General features: G+C 69.0%; 16 protein-coding genes and 1 pseudogene. 6 read left to right on the top strand and 11 right to left on the bottom strand.

Translation table 11 applies throughout. The features are described from left to right. The 5 genes from DMB80_RS23965 to DMB80_RS23945 all read right to left on the bottom strand — a co-directional run. Window positions 1–490 (bottom strand): NlpC/P60 family protein (locus DMB80_RS23965; protein ID WP_111512143.1); only part of this gene is annotated, 490 nt, incomplete at its 3' end. Window positions 491–651: 161 nt separating this feature from the next. Next, on the bottom strand, window positions 652–1,797 hold the full coding sequence (locus tag DMB80_RS23960; protein WP_111512142.1) for an alkaline phosphatase family protein: 1,146 nt from the start codon (window positions 1,795–1,797) through the stop codon (window positions 652–654). Beyond that, on the bottom strand, window positions 1,798–2,238 hold the full coding sequence (locus tag DMB80_RS23955) for a response regulator (protein ID WP_046364196.1): 441 nt from the start codon (window positions 2,236–2,238) through the stop codon (window positions 1,798–1,800). Next, the gene (locus DMB80_RS23950) at window positions 2,235–3,830 is read right to left on the bottom strand and encodes a sensor histidine kinase (RefSeq protein ID WP_111512141.1); all 1,596 of its coding nucleotides are present in this window, start codon (window positions 3,828–3,830) and stop codon (window positions 2,235–2,237) included. The genes DMB80_RS23955 and DMB80_RS23950 overlap by 4 nt, the downstream gene beginning before the upstream one ends. Continuing rightward, window positions 3,827–4,999, bottom strand: a complete 1,173-nt coding sequence (locus DMB80_RS23945) for a PP2C family protein-serine/threonine phosphatase (protein ID WP_111512152.1) — start codon at window positions 4,997–4,999, stop codon at window positions 3,827–3,829. The genes DMB80_RS23950 and DMB80_RS23945 overlap by 4 nt, the downstream gene beginning before the upstream one ends. Before the next feature lie 261 nt (window positions 5,000–5,260). Here DMB80_RS23945 and DMB80_RS23940 point away from each other — a divergent pair, with 261 nt between their 5' ends. From DMB80_RS23940 to DMB80_RS23930, 3 genes are all read left to right on the top strand, one after another. Then, window positions 5,261–6,472 (top strand): acyltransferase family protein, encoded by a 1,212-nt coding sequence (locus DMB80_RS23940; RefSeq protein WP_111512140.1) that lies wholly within the window; start codon window positions 5,261–5,263, stop codon window positions 6,470–6,472. 63 nt (window positions 6,473–6,535) lie between these two features. Beyond that, window positions 6,536–7,225, top strand: a complete 690-nt coding sequence (locus DMB80_RS23935; protein ID WP_111512139.1) for an Rv0518 family GDSL lipase — start codon at window positions 6,536–6,538, stop codon at window positions 7,223–7,225. A gap of 19 nt (window positions 7,226–7,244) precedes the next feature. Further along, the gene (locus DMB80_RS23930; protein ID WP_111512138.1) at window positions 7,245–7,535 is read left to right on the top strand and encodes a Dabb family protein; all 291 of its coding nucleotides are present in this window, start codon (window positions 7,245–7,247) and stop codon (window positions 7,533–7,535) included. Here DMB80_RS23930 and DMB80_RS23925 read toward each other — a convergent pair. Continuing rightward, window positions 7,532–8,269, bottom strand: coding sequence for a glutamine amidotransferase (locus tag DMB80_RS23925; protein WP_111512137.1), 738 nt, complete (start codon window positions 8,267–8,269; stop codon window positions 7,532–7,534). The two genes, DMB80_RS23930 and DMB80_RS23925, sit on opposite strands and share 4 nt — an antisense overlap. A gap of 35 nt (window positions 8,270–8,304) precedes the next feature. Here DMB80_RS23925 and DMB80_RS23920 point away from each other — a divergent pair, with 35 nt between their 5' ends. Next, window positions 8,305–9,075 carry an O-succinylbenzoate-CoA synthase gene (locus DMB80_RS23920; RefSeq protein ID WP_111512136.1) on the top strand — a complete coding sequence of 257 codons (771 nt, stop codon included), beginning with the start codon at window positions 8,305–8,307 and terminating at the stop codon, window positions 9,073–9,075. 3 nt (window positions 9,076–9,078) lie between these two features. Here DMB80_RS23920 and aceA read toward each other — a convergent pair whose 3' ends face one another. The 5 genes and pseudogenes from aceA to tenA form a co-directional block, all read right to left on the bottom strand. Beyond that, window positions 9,079–11,367, bottom strand: a complete 2,289-nt coding sequence (gene aceA, locus DMB80_RS23915) for an isocitrate lyase ICL2 (RefSeq protein WP_048422411.1) — start codon at window positions 11,365–11,367, stop codon at window positions 9,079–9,081. A gap of 36 nt (window positions 11,368–11,403) precedes the next feature. Beyond that, entirely contained in the window at window positions 11,404–12,045 is a 642-nt protein-coding gene (gene upp, locus DMB80_RS23910) for a uracil phosphoribosyltransferase (protein WP_111512135.1), read from the bottom strand. Next, window positions 12,046–13,269 (bottom strand): URC4/urg3 family protein, encoded by a 1,224-nt coding sequence (locus tag DMB80_RS23905; RefSeq protein ID WP_111512134.1) that lies wholly within the window; start codon window positions 13,267–13,269, stop codon window positions 12,046–12,048. It abuts the gene before it with no gap. Beyond that, window positions 13,266–14,499, bottom strand: a pseudogene (locus DMB80_RS23900) (GTP cyclohydrolase II). The gene DMB80_RS23905 and the pseudogene DMB80_RS23900 overlap by 4 nt, the downstream one beginning before the upstream one ends. A 49-nt stretch (window positions 14,500–14,548) precedes the next feature. Beyond that, entirely contained in the window at window positions 14,549–15,295 is a 747-nt protein-coding gene (gene tenA, locus DMB80_RS23895; protein WP_111512133.1) for a thiaminase II, read from the bottom strand. Between the two features lie 85 nt (window positions 15,296–15,380). Here tenA and DMB80_RS23890 point away from each other — a divergent pair, with 85 nt between their 5' ends. Together DMB80_RS23890 and tpx are read left to right on the top strand one after the other, a co-directional pair. Then, window positions 15,381–16,070, top strand: a complete 690-nt coding sequence (locus tag DMB80_RS23890) for a DUF899 domain-containing protein (RefSeq protein WP_111512132.1) — start codon at window positions 15,381–15,383, stop codon at window positions 16,068–16,070. Between the two features lie 42 nt (window positions 16,071–16,112). Further along, window positions 16,113–16,610, top strand: a complete 498-nt coding sequence (tpx, locus tag DMB80_RS23885; protein WP_111512131.1) for a thiol peroxidase — start codon at window positions 16,113–16,115, stop codon at window positions 16,608–16,610. Window positions 16,611–16,664: the final 54 nt, after the last annotated feature.

The raw sequence follows: 16,664 nt of genomic DNA, 5'->3' as shown, positions 1-16,664 counted from the left end.
GGGGCGGCAGCGCGGGATCAGCCGGGGATTCCTGACCCATCAGCACCACGGGGGCCGGCGGCGGGGGCACAGGCGGCGCCAACTGCGGATCGACAGGCGGGGGCACGTCGGCAGCGGCCGGCGCGGGCAGGAACATGTGGTGGGTGAACTGACTCTGGTAGGCGCCGCCACCGCCGACCTTGACGCCGCGGCCACCCTCTCCGGAGGAGACAGGCGTGCCGTCGGGCAGCGTCACCGCGGTGTGCCCGCCGTTCCAGCCGACCACGAGCGCGCCGGGCTGCGTCCCGTACTGGAACCCACGAGCCTTCAGCGCGCCTTCGATGTTGCCGGTGTTGAAGCGGTCCCCGAACACGGGTCGACCGGTCGCCGCGTTGGTCACCCAGGATACGAGACCGGAGCAGTCCGTTCCGGTCGGTGAATCTCCGCCGCTGATGTACGGAGTTCCCGACACCTGGTTGACGAGCGTCAAGAGTGTGGCGAGTTCATACATGCGGCCGGACGCTAGCAGAGGGTCTCTAATACGGCCAAAATGTGTGACAGCGGGCACATTACACGTTCAGAGAAATAATCTGTCACGAAAATACATGTCGCAGAGACGTTTTCAGTGCCAGCCTGAATCTACAGAAAACACCTGCACAACAACGGTATTGATCAGCGGCGGACGACGAGTAACGGGATTCGCTGTTCGGCCGCTGTGAAGGAGCCGTGCTGACCGATCAGCGAGGATTCGATCGGCTCGACTGTGCGCCGCACCACACCCGATGCCCCTCGAGCGGCCACCACCACATCCCCGATGCGCTGCATGGCATCGTCGGTGACCCGCTCCCCGAACCAGCCCGCCGCCACCGCGTCGTCCCGGGCGACGACCCAGGCCCGCTCTCCGAGTACCTCGCCCCACGCCGCCAGCACGTCGTCACGGGCGCCGGGGTCGACATACACGTGGCGGGCGCGCACCTCGCCGCCGATCGCGGCTACGCCGTCGTGCAGCAGCGGCTCGGCGTCGACGTCGGTGACGTCGGCGCCGAGACTCACCATGCCGTGGTCGGCGACCACCGCCAGCACGCCTCCCGGCGGCAGGACCTCGGCGATCGACTCGACCATCCGATCCACCTGGCGCAGCTGCCACCGCCAGGCCGGGCTGCCCGGACCGTGCAGGTGACCTACCAGGTCCAGATCGGCGTGGTAGGCGTAGCAGAACCCGCCGTCGGCGAGCGTCGTGCCGACTGCCGCGACCAGGTCGCCGATCGCGTGCACTCCGACATAGCTGCCACCGCGCAGCACCGCCCGGGTCAGGCCGGAGCCGGCGAACTCCGCGCCGGAGATCACCCGCACCGACACCCCTGCTGAGGCGGCACGTTCGAACGTCGTGGTCCGCGGCTGGACGTGCTCGGGCACCGCCTGCTCCCGCAGATCATCCCCCCAGGGGTGGGGACGCCACCGCAACGCGTTGATGACACCCACGTCGGGCAGCCGGAAGGTCATGCCCACCACGCCGTGTTCGCCGGAACGGCAACCGGTGCCCACGGCGGCGAGCCCGGCCGCCGTCGTCGCCGGATATCCGGCCGTCAGGGTCGGCCCGCGCAGCGTCGCCAGGAACGGCGCGTCGGAGAGGTGGGCGTCGAGAAGCTCGGCACCGAGGCCGTCCACCAGAAGCAGGCAGGCACCGGCAGCCTCGCCGGCGGCGCCGAACCGGTCGCCGAGCCGCGCCGAGAACCCGGCGACCCCCATGGCCGCCAGCAGCGACGGCGCCACGTCGGCGAGGTGGGCCGCCTGGGGATCCGGCCGGGGCAGCTCCATCTACGAGTGGGGGAGACGGACCACCTGGACGAAGAACTCGTCGATCTGCCGGACGGCGTTCATGAACTGGTCGAGATCGACGGGCTTGGTCACGTACGCGTTGGCGTGCAATTTGTAGCTGCGCAGAATGTCCTCCTCGGCGGAGGAGGTGGTGAGCACCACGACCGGGATGTGGTTGAGCTCGGGGTCGCTCTTGATGGTCTCGAGGAGCTGCCGCCCGTCGTACTTGGGCAGGTTCAGGTCGAGCAGCACCAGGTCCGGCCGTGGCGCGCCTTCGTACTTGCCTCGCCGATACAGGAAGTCCAGGCCTTCCTCGCCGTCGTGGGCGACGTGCAGATTGTTCTTGATCTTGTTGTGCTCGAACGCTTCCCGGGTGATCAGCTCATCTCCCGGATCGTCCTCGATGAGCAGCACGTCGATGGCACGTTCAGCGGGGGTCATGACGACGATCCTTCCATCAGGGGTGCTGCGGTGTCGGTGTTCGCCGTCTCGGCGTGCGCGGTGGGCAACGTGAAGAGAAAGCGGGTGCCGTCGGTGTAGTCGTTGTCGATCCAGATCGTGCCGCCGTGGTGCTCGACGATCTTCTTGCACAATGCCAGACCGATGCCGGTTCCGGTGTAGGCATCGCGTCCGTGCAGCCGCTGGAAGATCACGAAAACCTTCTCCGAGAACTCCGCGGCGATCCCGATTCCGTTGTCGCTCACCGAGAACAGCCACTGGCCAGGCTCGCCGGATCCACACTCGATCACGACCCGAGGCGCAACGCCCTCCTGGCGGAACTTCACCGCGTTCCCGATGAGGTTCTGCCACAGCATGGTCAGCAGCGTCGGATCGCCCATGATCGTCGGTAAGCCACCGGCGGGCCGCTCGATCGCCGCGCCCGTCTCCTCGATCGCCGCGGCGACATTGGCCAGCGCAGAGTCGAGAACCGTATCGAGATCGACAGAGGTCTCGGTTGCGTTGAGACGGCCCACCCGGGAGAACGTGAGCAGATCGTTGATGAGTACCTGCATCCGCTTGGCACCGTCGACGGCGAACCCGATGTATTCGGTGCCGCGCTCGTCGAGCTTGTCGCCGTAGCGCTTCTCCAGCAGCTGGCAGAAAGAGGCGACCTTGCGCAGCGGCTCCTGCAGGTCGTGGGACGCCACATAGGCGAACTGCTCCAGTTCGGCGTTGGAGCGGCGCAACTCGTCGGCCTGTTCATCGAGCGCCTCGGTGGCCGCCCGGGACGCCTCCAGCTCGTCGACGATCCGCTGGCGCATGTTGTCGACGTCAATCGCGATCAAGCGGATGTCCCGCGGACCCTGCGGCACGATCTTCTCCCCGAAGTTCCCCCCGGCGACACGACGACACGCCTCGGCCAGCCGCCCCAGCGGCCTCACCAGGGCGCGCCGCAACACGACCCCCAGCACCACCATCGTCACCAGGAACGCGGCGAGCATCGCGACCAGCACGCCGTTACGCCACGCGCTGATGGATGCGAGTTCGGCGATACCGTCGCTGCGCGCTTCGGCGAGATGGGTGTTCTGCTGATCGAACAGCGCACGTAGCCGGTCGAACTCCGACTTGCCGATCTCGGTGAGCGCAGGGGAGATCGCATTGCGCATCCCCGGCTGCACCGCGGCGATGACGGGTTCGGCGTAGTTGTCCCGCCACGAGCCCGCCGCCTGCTCGATCTCGTCGAGGTCGGCGAGGAGGTCAGGCCGCTTCTGCTCGAACTGGCGTAGATCGGCCGAAGCCTTCGATTCCGTCTGCCGGCCGTTGTCGAAGGGCGCGAGGAATTGAGCATCGGAGGAGATCACGTATCCGCGGACCGCGGTCTCCTGATCGCGCAGCGCCGCCTGCAGCTGGTAGGCCGCCACCCGCGCGGGCCCCACGTTGCTGGTGAGTTGGTTGGACACGCTGTCGGTCCGGGCGAGCAGCACCGCGGTCGTGACGGCGCCGGCGAGGACGACGATCGCCATGATCGACAGCACCAGGTACTGCCAGCCCTCGACGGTCAGAGCGCGCATCCCGCGCTGATCGGGGCTCATCGCGCCGTCCTCTCCACTCGCACCACGGCGATGTCGTCGGCCATCCCGCCGTGCGACTGCGCCTGCTGTTCGACGGCGTCGATCAGGGCGTCGACGAACTGCGGCCCGGGCAGGTGAGCCAGCGAGCGGGCGAGCTGCAGCAGCCCGTCCTCTCCGAGCCGTTCGTTGCCGCGGCCGACGTGCCCCTCGAACAGTCCGTCGGTGAGCAGCACCAGCCCCTTGCCGGGCGGCAACTCCACCGGTTGCGGCGTCCAGTCACCCACGTGCAGCCCGAGCGCCGGGCCGCCGGCCGGTTCGACCCAGTCGACCGTGCCCCCGCCGTGCAGCAGCATGCCGGGGTGACCGGCCCGCACCGCCGTGACCGCCGATCCCTGGGGAGGGATCGCCACACTGAGCACCGTGGCGAACGTTCCTCGGCCGGCCCGTTCCGCGCGCAGGATGCGCTCGAGTTGACGCATGCGCTCGGCGCCTCGCAGCCCGGCGAAGGTCAACGCCCGCCACGCGATCCGCAACGCAACGCCCAGCGCGGCTTCGTCGGGGCCGTGCCCGGCGACATCGCCGATCATCACGTGCACCGTGTGGTCCGGGGTCTGGACGATGTCGAAGAAGTCGCCGCCGAGCAGCGCGTTCTGCCGGCTCGGTCGGTACTGGGTGACGATGCTGACGCCGGGGTCGTCGAGCAGCAGCGGCGAGGGGAGCAGCCCGCGCTCGAGCCGGGCGTTCTCCTGCTCGCGTGAGCGCGTCGCATGCAGGTCGACGGCGGTCAGTTCGGCGCGCTTGCGCTCGATGGCGTAGAGCACGGCTCGCCGCAGTGTTTCCGGGTCGACCCTGCCCTTGACCAGGTAGTCCTGCGCCCCGGAGGCGACAGCCGCCGACGCGACGTGCTCGTCGTTGAGGCCGGTCAGCACCACGACGGGAACGGTTGCGTCGCAGGCGGCGATACGTGCCAGGCCTGCGACGCCCTCGGTGTCGTGCAGGTGCAGATCCAACAGCACGCAGTCCGGGCGCGATCCGTCGATCGCCTTCTCGGCGTCGGCCATCGTCTCGGCCCACACCACTGCCATGTCGACGCCGGCGTCGGCGATCAGTTCTTCGACCAGGATCGCGTCGCCCCGGTCGTCCTCGACGAGGAGGACCTGCAGCGGCCCCGTGTCGCCCGGAACAGTCATCTGGCCGGGTAGGTCGGCGTACGACTGGTCACGCACGGTGGCATCTTCGATTGACGATCTGGAAGACATTACCCGGGCGTTCACAGGTTCGTCAGAACCGGGTTGCGGCGGCGTTGCGGCACTCCCACGCCCAGGTTCCGCTGGTAACCTCCCACCGGTCGCCGGCGTCGTCGCCTCGGGGAGGCGACCTGTGCGTGGCCCCGAGGTTCGACGCCGTCGTCACTGCTTCGAGGTTCGTCGAGGTGGTTCGTCGAGATCGAAATGAGTCGTGTGCGCACCGGTGAGATCAGAGCCCTGTCGGGCCTGCGCATCGTGGCCGCGCTGTGGGTTGTGCTCTTCCACTTCCGGCCGCTGCTGGCCGAAGCGTCGCCCGGGGTGCGCAGTGCGCTGGCGCCGATCCTGAACGCCGGCGCCCAGGGCGTCGACCTCTTCTTCATCCTCAGCGGCTTCGTGCTGACGTGGAACTACCTCGATCGGATGGGCGAGGCCTGGTCGACCCGCGCCACGTTGAGATTCCTGTGGCTGCGCCTGGCCCGCGTGTGGCCGGTGTATCTGGTGACCATGCACCTGGCCGCGGCGTTCGCGGTGTTCACCCTCTACGTGGGACGGTTCCCGCTGCCGCCGGACGTCATCGCGTCACTGAACGCGTTGAGCTGGCTCAAACAGGTGTTTCTGGTACAGCTGTGGTTCCAGCCGTACTTCGACGGCTCCAGCTGGGACGGTCCGGCCTGGTCGATCAGCGCCGAGTGGCTTGCCTACCTTCTCTTCGGCGGGCTGGTCCTGGTGGTGTTCCGCATCGCTGGCGTGACCCGCGCGCGGGGGCTCATGTGGCTCGCGGTCGCGGCCGCCCTGGCGCCCACGCTGCTGCTGCTCGCCCACGGCGTCTTCTACACCCCGTGGAGCTGGCTGCCCCGCATCATCATGCAGTTCACCGCGGGGGCGCTGGCCTGTGCGGCGGTCCGCCGGCTACAGCTGTCCGATCGGGCCCGCCAGGCCGCCGGCCTGGGCGCGCTCGCTCTGGGCGCCACGATCATCGGTGGCCTCTATCTCCTGGACGCCTATCCGCCCCAGGACATGCTCGACGCCGGCGGGCTCGTCGACGTGCTGTTCGTCCCTCTGGTGATCACGCTGTCCATCGGAGCGGGCACGCTGCCCGCGCTGCTGTCGACGTCGGTGATGGTCTATCTCGGGCACATCTCGTTCGGGCTGTACATGATCCACGAGATCGTGCACACGATGTGGAACTGGGCGGTCCAGCAGTTCGCGATCACGCTGGTGCCCAGCTGGTCGGCGAAATTCACCGTGCTCGGCCTGGTGCTCGTGTCCGGCCTCCTGGCCGCCCTGCTCTACCACGTCGTCGAGGAACCGGCGCGCCGCTGGATGCGCCGGATGATCGAGCCCCGCACGCCACCGGCTAGCCTCTCGGCTTCGCCCCAGGGACGGCTGCAGCCGGTCACCGCGCGGGCGGGATGACGACATCGTGATGCGCGGCGAGTCGGCGCGCCGGCCCGACGGGCCCGACCCTAGGCTGGTCCAGTGAGTCGTGTGCTGACGTGGATCCTCGCTGCCGCCATGCTGTTCGGCTTCTTCAGCGCACCCGCTCCTGCCGTCACTCACCGCCAGGTGCAAGCCCTCGACTACGCCGTCAACCGAGTCGCCGTGATCGGCGATTCGTACACCACGGGCAGCGATCAGGGCGGCAACGGTCCGCAGGGCTGGGCGCCGCAGGTGTGGCAGGCGCTGAGCAATCACGGCATCCCGGTCACACCCACCGTGGCCGCGGAGGGCGGCGCCGGATACTGCACACGCGGCAACCGCGGCAGCGTCTTCGAGGACCTCACGGTGCGGGCCGTCAAACCCAACGACACCCTGGTGGTGTTCTTCGGGTCGCGCAACGACATGAAGGTCGAACCGACCCGCCTGTCGATCGCGATGTACGGCACGCTCAACTTGGCTCGCCAGATCGCCAGGTCGGCGAAGATGCTGGTCATCGGGCCGCCGTGGCCGACGGCCGATCCGCCGCCGGAGGTTCTGCGGATCCGCGACATCCTGAGCTATCAGGCCCAGCTCGCCGGGGCGACGTTCGTCGATCCGATCGCCGCCCGGTGGTTCGTCGGGCGCCCCGACCTCATCGGCGCCGACGGTGTGCACCCCACCGATGCCGGCCACACGTACATGGCCGACAAGATCGCGCCGCTCATCGGCACCCAACTCGCGCCGTACTGAGAACTGTTACGGTGCGCGGATGATCCGCAGCGTGGTGCTCGCCAAGCTCAAGGGCGGTTATGACGCCGCCGAACTCGCGCAGATTCAGCAGGGTCTGCGGAATCTGAACTGCCCCGGCACGGTGGCGTATTCGATGGGCTCGGATGCCGGCCTGCGCGAAGGCAATTGGGACCTCGTCATCGTCGCCGATTTCACCGACGCCGACGCCTATCGCGGATACGACGCCGACGACGAGCACAATGCGCTGCGGGCGCGCCTGGCGCCGATGATCGAGCAGATCGCGCGGGCGCAGATGGAGCTTCCGGCCTAGCGGCCATATCTCTGCGTGAACGCGCGCAGGATCGCCATCGGGTGGGTGACCGGGCGGCGGCGTGCGGCATCTTTGAGCGTCTCGGCGGTGTCGGGCGCGAAGTAGCCGTCGTTCTTGTAGGCGTCGATGCGGGTGCACAGCCCGTCGGCGTCGAGCTCGGGATGGAACTGCGTGGCATACACGTTGGCGCCGACGCGGAACGCCTGGACCGGGCAGTCGGCGGAGCGGGCGAGCCGGGTCGCGTGGTCCGGCAGCACCGAGGCCGCCTCCTTGTGGCCGCCGAACGCGTCGAAAGTGTCCGGCAGGCCTGCGAAGAGGGGATCGGCGCGCCCCTCGTCGGTCAGCTCGACGGTCAGCGGCCCGACCGGTTCGCTGTGTGAGCGGTCGATGCTCGCCCCGACCGCGGCGCCGAGGATGCCGATGCCGTAGCAGCACCCCAGGAAGGGGAAGTCGGAGGCGACGACCGAGGCGACGAGGTCGGCGAGCTCGCCCTCGACACGCTGCTGCACCGGTGATTTCGTGGCGGGATCGTCGCTGACGGTGAACGGCCCGCCGCCGAGGATGATGCCCGACCAGTCCGCCAGATCGAGGTCGCCGAGCGGTTGATGGGTGAGCCCGATGCGGTGCAGGCTCTGCGTGTCGAGCCCGGCGAATCGCATGACCGCGGCGTACTCGTCTGCGGCCGCGTCGTCCTCGCCGCGAATCGACAACAGCAGGAACGGGGCACCGGCCACCGGACCAGCGTAGTCACGGGCTAGCTTGTCGGTCAGTGAGAACTTGGATCGATCTCGATGACGCGCCCGTGTTCGCGATCCCGGCTGCCGGCGGCCCCCGCTACGGGGTCCTGGTGGAGGGGCCGCAGGGGTGGGGTGAATTCAGCCCGCCCCCTGGCGCTTCCGCCGAGCTGGCGGCTCGCTGGCTGACCGCGGCCATGGAGCCGAGCACGGTCGGCTGGCCCGACGCGCTGCGCGGCCGGGTGCCGGTCGACGCCGCTCGCCCGACGGTGGCGGTCGGCCGAGACATCGACGCTGCGGTGATGCTGATCCGGGAGGCCGCACCGGACGTGGCGCACCTCATCGACTGCACCGCTGAGCAGGCCGCCGCGATCCGGCGCCGCGTCGACCTCCCGGTCGCCGTCGACGCCGACGTGCTCGCCGCAGATCCCCAGTGCGCCGACGTCGTCGTACTGCGGTGCGGTCGCCTCGGCGGGGTGCGCCGCGCAATGCGTCGCGCCGAGCGGCTCGGGCTTCCGGCGCTGGTGGCGTTCAGCGGAGCCACCAGCATCGGGGTGGCCGCCGACGTCGCGCTGGCCGCCGCGCTGCCCGACCTGCCCTACGCCTGCGGCCCGGTGCCGCAGTGGCTACGCGACGGTGACGTCGTGTCGAGCGCGCGGTCACTCGGCACCTCCGACGGCTACCTGCCGGCCGCGCCGATGCCCGCCGGGCCCGACGCGACCCGCCTGGGGCAGTTCCTCGTCACCGACGCGGCCGTCGTCGCGCAGTGGCGCGATCTTCTGCGCCGCGCCGCCGCGCTGCTGTAGCCCTCAGTCCTGCTTGGCGATGAGCCGGGTCAACGCCTCGCGATCGGGATTGAGCAGCTCGTCGATGCGCGGCTGGTTCACGTCGGCGACGATGATCTCGCCGACTTCCTGGTAGACATCGCTGAAGATGCCGTGGCTCTTCATCTTCTCGGTCTGATAGATGTTGTCCTCGGTCGGCGTCACGTAGTACACGATCTCGGCTTTGAAGCGGTGGATGAGCCACAGGTGGATCACGTCCATCAACCGCTTCTGCCGAAGCTGCTCGGCGAAGGTGTTCTGGTCACGCACCGTCAGGATGCTGCGGCCGTGCCGGTCCTTGATCGGGTCGACGACGACGTTGGCCAGCGGCTCTTCACCCTCACCGAGTATCTGCAGGTCCAGCACGTCCGAGCCGGCACGCCGCGGCCGCAGCTGCACCCGCAGCCTCTCCGGCAGCTTGTTGTGCTCGCTCCACAGCGCCAGCCAGTCCTCGAGCAGCTTCTTGGGCACCTCGGTCTGCACCAGGTGCTGGTGCTGCGTGGACCCCTTGCCCATCGACTTCGTCGTCGCCGTGCGGCCGGACGACGCCGCCAGTGCGGCATCGGAGCGCGGGCCGCCGACGAGTGTCTGCGGGGTGCGGTAGGGCGATTCGACGAGGCGCATCTTGCGCTGCAACCGGGCCAGCGCCAGCATTCCCTCCTGGCGCAGCGAGGTCGCGAACTCCTCGGATGCCACGCCGTCGACCTGGTGGCCGCCGTAGGTGATGAAGTTGAAGACGAAGCCCATCTTCCCGATTTCCTCGGGGAAGGCACGCATCTCCTCGTCGGTCATCCCGGTGGTGTCCCAGTTGAACGACGGGGAGAGGTTGTAGGCCAGCATCTTGTCGGGATAGACCGCGTGGATGGCGTCGGCGAACTCCTTCGCGTCGGCCAGGTCGGCGGTCTTGGTCTCCATCCACAGGATGTCGGCGAACGGGGCCGCGGCCAGGGACTTGGCGATCGCGTACGGAATGCCGCCGCGTACCTGGTAGTACCCCTCGGGCGTCTTGGCCCGCTCGCAGTCCCACGCGACATCGGCCCCGAGTTCCTTGGCCTTCTCCCGGGCCACGTAGAGCGGCGCACGTTCGGCGAACGAGCGCCACTGGCTGGCGCTCATCGCCGCCGATTCGCCCTCACGCTCGCGGAACTCGAGCAGGTCGGCCACCGCGCCGGCGTAGGTGTCGAGGCCGGCGTCGTCCTGCCAGGCGTCGACGAAGCGGGACTCGACGGTGTCGAACGCCGCATCCAACGACTGCTCGGCGCCGTCCTGCCATGCCGCCGCGGTCTGGTCGATGAGGTCCAGTACGCCCTGGCGACCCAGCCACGCTTCGGCGGTGGCGTACTCGCCATCGGGGAGCGCGTAGAGCAGGTGGCCGTTCAGCTCGGTCACGCCCTTGTCGTAGAAGCGGCGCACCATCGCCAGGAAGCAGGACTTGTACGACGGGATCTTGAGGTTGGTGACGCCGAGCAGGAACGGCTGGTCTCGTTCGTCGGCCCGGCTGTCGATCAGGTTGGCCGCCTCGGCGTCGGTGCGCGCGACGATGATGCCCGGCACCCGCATGATGTCGAGTTGGAAGCGCGCGGTGTTGAGCCGCTTGATCTGCTCGTCCGAGGGCACCAGCACCTTGCCGCCCTGGTGGCCGCACTTCTTGGTGCCCGGCCGTTGGTCCTCGATGTGGTAGCCCGGCACTCCGTTCTCGACGAAGCGCCGAATCAGGTTGCGCACGTGGGGATCTCCGCCGTGACCGGTGTCCGCGTCGGCGATGATGAACGGCCGGTAGTCGTATTCCGGCGTGGTTGCGCGTTGCTCGGGGGTCATCTGGAGCCGCAGGTACTGCTGGTTGCGGTCGGCGGTCAGCAGCGCGCGGACGATGCCGGCCGCTTCCTCGGGCACCTGGCTGAGCGGATAGCTGGCCAGGTCGGGTCCCGGATCCTCGCTGATGGACCCCTTCGCCGAGGTGGCCCAGCCGCCGAGGTAGATCCCTTCGATGCCCATCCGTTTCATCACCACGGCCTGGCCGGGGGAGTAGGGGCCGAACGTCGTGATGCTCCTGCCCTGGGCGAACAGCTCACGCAGGTGGGGGTGGAACGCGGTGGCGGCCTCGCGCGCGACCGGGTAGTCGGCGGGAATCGTGCCGCGCTGCTCGGCGACCTGACGCGCGGTGTAGAGCCGGATGATGCCCTCGAACCGGGGGCTGTCGAAATAGCGTTGGGTGTCGACGACATCGCGCTCGAACGGTGTCTGCGGCGCGAGGTCAGCTTCGGTGATGGCCATGACCCACCCTAGAGCGGGGCCCCTGGGGACGGGGGCCTATTTGGTGCCGAAGATGCGGTCTCCGATGTCGCCGAGGCCGGGCAGGATGTAGCCGTTGCTGTCGAGCTCCCGATCGATGGCAGCGGTGTAGATCGGCACATCGGGGTGAGCCTGCGTCATCGCCGCGATCCCTTCCGGGCAGGTGACCAGGCAGACGAACTTGACCGATTTCGGGTTGAGCTCGCGCACCCGCTCGACCGCGGCGGTCGCCGAGTGGCCGGTGGCCAGCAGAGGGTCGAGCACGACGACGTCGCGCTCGACCAGGTCGCTGGGCATTTTGAAGTAGTACTCAACCGTCACTTGCGTTTTCGGCTCGCGGTAGAGCCCGATGTGGCCGACGCGAGCCGACGGCACAGCGTCGAGCATCCCGTCCAGGATGCCGGTGCCCGCCCGCAGCACCGAGACGAACACCACCTTCTTGCCGTCGATGACCTTGCCGGTGGTGGTCTCCATCGGGGTGTCCACCTCGACGTCGTGCAGCGCCACATCGCGCAGCACCTCGTACGCCATGAGCGCGGACACTTCGCGCACCAAGCGGCGGAACGTGTTGGTCGATGCGTCGCGGCGGCGCATGAGCGTGATCTTGTGCTGGACCAGTGGATGGTCGACCAGGGTCACCCCGGATGTGGAGGAAGTCATCTAGAACACCGTCCCGTCACTGAGCACGTTCAGCGGAGGCAGTCCGCCACGCAGCCGCTGCGCGGTTTCCCGCCCGGCCGCCCAGGTGCCGCCCTCCAATACACACGCAAGCGGCATGGTCGCCTCGTCGACGCCGAGGAGCGCACGCACCAGCGGGGCGATCTCGTCGAGCAGGGCGACGGTCAGTCCACGCCACTCGACCACCGGTTCATCGCCCGGCGCCCAATCTTTCTCGGCCCACCGGGGGTCTCGAAGCCGCAGCACGCCACTGTCGAGCAGCAGTCCGCCGTTGCGGTATTCGGGCAACCCCGTCAGGGTGTCGATCCCGGTGACCGTCACCCCGGCCCACTGCAGCGGTTCGATCAGCGAGTAGGTGAGCCACTGCGAGAGCTTGTGCAGCGGCAGCCAGCCGGCGGTCGCGCCTGGGCCGTCCACCGCGCCGTGTCGCCAGCAGTCACCCAGTGGTTCGGTGCCGATCACGTTGCCGGACGGCCAGATTCGTGACAGCGAGGTGAGCAGGTGGACCAGCAGGTCATGGGCGTCGACGACGCCCGAGGACGCCGACGAAGCGTCGAACAGTCCACCGGGTCTGCCGGCCGGCCCGAACACCTCGGGTTGCTCGGCGAGCGCGGCGCCCAGGCTGCGCATCAATTGGACCCGGCCCGCCAGACCCACCAGCGGATTGTCGGGGGAGACCTGCAGCACGGCCGCGAGGTCCTCGACGGTCAGAGCTCGCAGCGCGTGAGCGTCGACCTGCAGCGGGTGGTGCGGGTCGCTGGAGAACGCGCCGTCGACGAAGCCGTGCCAGCTGGCCACCGCGAGACCTTCGGAACGCTGATAGCGCACTCCGTCCTCGAGGAACCCCCAGTCCGCACCAGCTCCGGCGTCGAGTAGCACGCTCACCACGGTCAGGTCGATCATGGCGCGGGCGCGATCAGCGGCGGCCGCATCGTCGAGTCGCTCGGTGAGCGCGCCGGCTCGGTCGACACCGCCGACGCCGAAGTGGCGCCATCGGCTGTGTGGGGGGATGTCGAGATCGGGGAACCTGCTGCGGGTCAGCGTCGCCACGGCGTCGGCCACCCGCTCCACGGCATCGTCATCAATCGTGAACCACGGGGAGTCGCCCGCCCGGGCACGGTCGAGCAGCGACGTCGACCGCGTCCGCACCGCCGTCGTGGTGCGTAGCACCCCCGCGGCCTCTGCGGCCTCGGCAGGGGCCGTCACCCCTGCAGCCCCCTGCCTTTTGCCCGCTTGAGTTCTTCGGCATCGGGGACCTCGCCGGGCGTGTAGTAGCCGGCTGCCATCTTGGCGTCGATCTCCACACGGGCGTCGGCAGGGATCAGCTCGTCGGGAATCGAGACACGTTCACCCACGTCGATACCCGCGCCGGTGATCGCGTCGTACTTCATGTTGCTCATCGACACCAGGCGGTGGATCTTCGTCACCCCGAACCAGTGCAGGACGTCGGGCATCAGTTCCTGGAACCGCATGTCCTGCACGCCCGCAACGCATTCGGTGCGGGTGAAGTACTGATCCGCGGTGTCGCCGCCGGCCTGCCTCTTGCGCGCGTTGTACACCAGGAACTTGGTCACCTCGCCCAGCGCGCGACCTTCCTTGCGCGAGTACGCCACCAGTCCCACCCCGCCGCGCTGCGCGCCGTTGATGCACTCCTCGATGGCGTGGGTCAGATACGGGCGGCAGGTGCAGATGTCGGAGCCGAACACATCCGAGCCGTTGCACTCGTCGTGCACGCGCGCAGTGAGTTCGACGGTCGGGTCGGCCAGGTCTTCGGGCGCACCGAAGATGTAGACCGTCTGGCCGCCGATCGGCGGGAGGAAGACCTCGAGATCGGGGCGTGTCACCAGTTCGGGATACATGCCGCCGGTTTCCTCGAAAAGTACACGGCGCAAATCGTTTTCGCTGCAGCCGAAGCGGGCGGCGACGCCGGGCAGGTGCCACACGGGTTCGACGGCGGCCTTGGTGACCTGTGCGGCGCCGGTGTCGAGCAGGGTGCGGCCGTCGGGGACCAGCCGGCCCTTGGCCAGCGCGTCGGCGATCTCGGGCAGGATGACCTGCGCCTTGGTCACCGCGATGGTGGGTCTGATGTCGATGCCGGCGGCGATCTGGTCTGCGAACGCGTCGGTGACCATCGCCCCCCAGGGGTCCAGGCTGGCGATCGTCGTCGGATCGGTCCACTGCGGGAACGGGCCGATGCGATCCGTCGGCGCGGTGTCGGTCAGGTCCGCGCGGTGGTCGGCGGAGAGCTTGCCCGCGGCGACGGCCAGCGCCCGGTACACGCCGTAGGCGCCGCTGTGTGCGCCGATGACGTTGCGGTACGTGCGAGCGGTGGTCCCGACGATCGGTCCGCGCTCGGCGGCCGTCGGCGCGCCCCAGTGCACCGCGGGCGTCGGTGCCCCCGCTGTGCGACGTCAGTCGGACGTGTCCGGTGCGCATCGGTGTCCTTCGGTTGGTCGGTCCGAGAGAGAATCCGCCAGCTTAGTCACTACGGCGCGGATGCGCCCGAGATCTCCTGCGGCCACGTCTCCCGCCGGTGCGCGGCGTCGAAGAACATCCATTCGTACCGGGAGGTGGTCACGAAATGCGCGCGCGCGACGGCTTCGTCGGCGTCGGTCAGTGTCGCGCCCACCCGGTCGGCGAGCGCGATCACCTCGCTGACCGTCGCGGCGAACTCGTCGCCGCCGTAACTGTCGATCCAGCGCTGGTAACGCGGGTCGGTCGACCCGCGGTGAGCCAGCTCGGCCCCCACCTCCGCGTAGATCCAGTAGCAGGGCAGGACCGCGGCGAGGCCGTCGGCGAAGGAGCCCCCGTACACCGTCGAGATCAGGTAGCTGTTGTACGCCAGCGTGGTCGGCGCGACGGCGACGTCGTCCACCGCGTCGGCCGACAAACCCAGCGCGGGCAGCAGCTCACCGTGCAACTCGAGCTCCACGTCGAACACCTCGGCCGCGTGCCGGTTGAACATCGCGGTGTCGGCGAGCGTGCCGGCCTTGGCGCCGACCACGGCGAGCGCCCGGGCGTATGCGCGCAGGTAGTGCACGTCCTGGGCCACGTAGTGGGCGAAGGCCGCCGAGTCGAGGGTGCCGTCGGTGAGGCCGGTCAGGAACGGGTGGGCGATGATCGCCTCGAAGATCGGGGCGATCTCGGCCCACAGTCGCGTGCTCCAGGAACCGGCCAGGCCCGAACCGATGCGGGGCTCGAAACCACCACGTGCCGCGATGCGCGAAGTCATGGCGTCATCCTGTCAGCGATGATTTCTGCGTGCCCGTCCGGTCAACACCGCTGACCCGTTGCCCCACCGTTGACAGGATGGTCAGATGACGCAGCCCGCCCTTCCCCCCGTCGTCGACGCCGCCACGTGGCGTGCGCAGCTCGACGAGCTGCGCGCCCGCGAGAAGGCTGCCACGCGCGAACTCGACGCCATCGCCGCACAGCGCCGTCGGCTGCCGATGGTCGAGATGGACGACTACACGCTGATCGGCGCGGACGGTCCGATCCGGCTCGCCGACATCTTCGACGGCCGTTCGCAACTCATCGTCTACAACCACATGTGGAGCGACGGGCAGACCTGGCAGTGCGGCGGCTGCACCGGGTTCACCTCTCAGTTCACCCGACTGGAATTCCTCGACAGCTACGACGCCCGGTTCGTCATCGTCACGGCCGGCCCGATCGCCGAGGCGCTGGCCTACAAGAAACGGGTCGGGAACCGGATGGAGTGGTATTCATCCTCCGAGAGTTCGTTCGCCGCCGACGTCGACGCGGCGCCGGGGACGGGGTTCGCGGTGAACGTGTTCCTGCGGGACGAGGATCGCGTCTATCGCACCTGGCACACCAACGGCCGGGGCACCGAGGCGCTGAGCCACTCGTTCGCGTTGCTCGACATCCTGCCGTGGGGCCGCCAGGAGGTGTGGCAGGACTCGCCAGAAGGCTGGCCGCAGCGGCCGACGTACTCGGGCTGGCTGGATTCGCCCGACATCGCCCGCGTGTACGGCGATCCAGCTGTCTGACCCGGACGCGACGAAACGCCGGCCGCTTGGCACACTGTGCGCATGGCACAGATAACTTTGCGCGGAAACCCGATCAACACCGTTGGAGAGCTTCCCGCTGTCGGATCGCCGGCGCCCGGGTTCACCCTCGTGGGAACGGATCTCGGCACCGTCGGTGACGATCAGTTCCGCGGTAAGCCCGTGCTGCTGAACATCTTCCCCTCGGTCGACACGCCGGTGTGCGCGATGAGCGTGCGCACGTTCAACGAGCGCGCGGCCGCGGCCGGCGGCGCCGTGCTGTGCGTGTCGAACGATCTGCCGTTCGCCCAGAAGCGGTTCTGCGGCGCCGAGGACATCGAGAACGTGACCCCGGCATCGGCGTTCCGCGACAGCTTCGGCGATGACTACGGCGTGAAGATCACCGACGGACCGATGGCCGGCCTGCTGGCGCGCGCGGTCGTGGTGGTCGGCGCCGACGGCAATGTCGCCTACACCGAGCTGGTGCCCGAGATCGGCCAGGAGCCCGACTACGACGCGGCGCTGGCAGCCCTGGGCGCGTGACGCGCGACACACCCTAGGCGGCGAGACGCCGGCATAGGTCACCGTTCGATTCCG

Source organism: Mycobacterium kyogaense (assembly GCF_003254575.1).
Taxonomy (GTDB): domain Bacteria; phylum Actinomycetota; class Actinomycetes; order Mycobacteriales; family Mycobacteriaceae; genus Mycobacterium; species Mycobacterium kyogaense.
This window is presented reverse-complemented; position numbering and strand designations above follow the sequence as displayed.

What these genes read in the sequence shown, in the direction of transcription:
- DMB80_RS23960 (WP_111512142.1), bottom strand. Translation starts at nt 1,797, where the DNA reads ATGGAGCTGCCCCGGCCGGATCCCCAGGCGGCCCACCTCGCCGACGTG.
- aceA (WP_048422411.1), bottom strand. Translation starts at nt 11,367, where the DNA reads ATGGCCATCACCGAAGCTGACCTCGCGCCGCAGACACCGTTCGAGCGC.
- DMB80_RS23940 (WP_111512140.1), top strand. Translation starts at nt 5,261, where the DNA reads ATGAGTCGTGTGCGCACCGGTGAGATCAGAGCCCTGTCGGGCCTGCGC.
- DMB80_RS23950 (WP_111512141.1), bottom strand. Translation starts at nt 3,830, where the DNA reads ATGAGCCCCGATCAGCGCGGGATGCGCGCTCTGACCGTCGAGGGCTGG.
- DMB80_RS23955 (WP_046364196.1), bottom strand. Translation starts at nt 2,238, where the DNA reads ATGACCCCCGCTGAACGTGCCATCGACGTGCTGCTCATCGAGGACGAT.
- upp (WP_111512135.1), bottom strand. Translation starts at nt 12,045, where the DNA reads ATGACTTCCTCCACATCCGGGGTGACCCTGGTCGACCATCCACTGGTC.
- tenA (WP_111512133.1), bottom strand. Translation starts at nt 15,295, where the DNA reads ATGACTTCGCGCATCGCGGCACGTGGTGGTTTCGAGCCCCGCATCGGT.
- tpx (WP_111512131.1), top strand. Translation starts at nt 16,113, where the DNA reads ATGGCACAGATAACTTTGCGCGGAAACCCGATCAACACCGTTGGAGAG.
- DMB80_RS23930 (WP_111512138.1), top strand. Translation starts at nt 7,245, where the DNA reads ATGATCCGCAGCGTGGTGCTCGCCAAGCTCAAGGGCGGTTATGACGCC.
- DMB80_RS23890 (WP_111512132.1), top strand. Translation starts at nt 15,381, where the DNA reads ATGACGCAGCCCGCCCTTCCCCCCGTCGTCGACGCCGCCACGTGGCGT.
- DMB80_RS23945 (WP_111512152.1), bottom strand. Translation starts at nt 4,999, where the DNA reads ATGACTGTTCCGGGCGACACGGGGCCGCTGCAGGTCCTCCTCGTCGAG.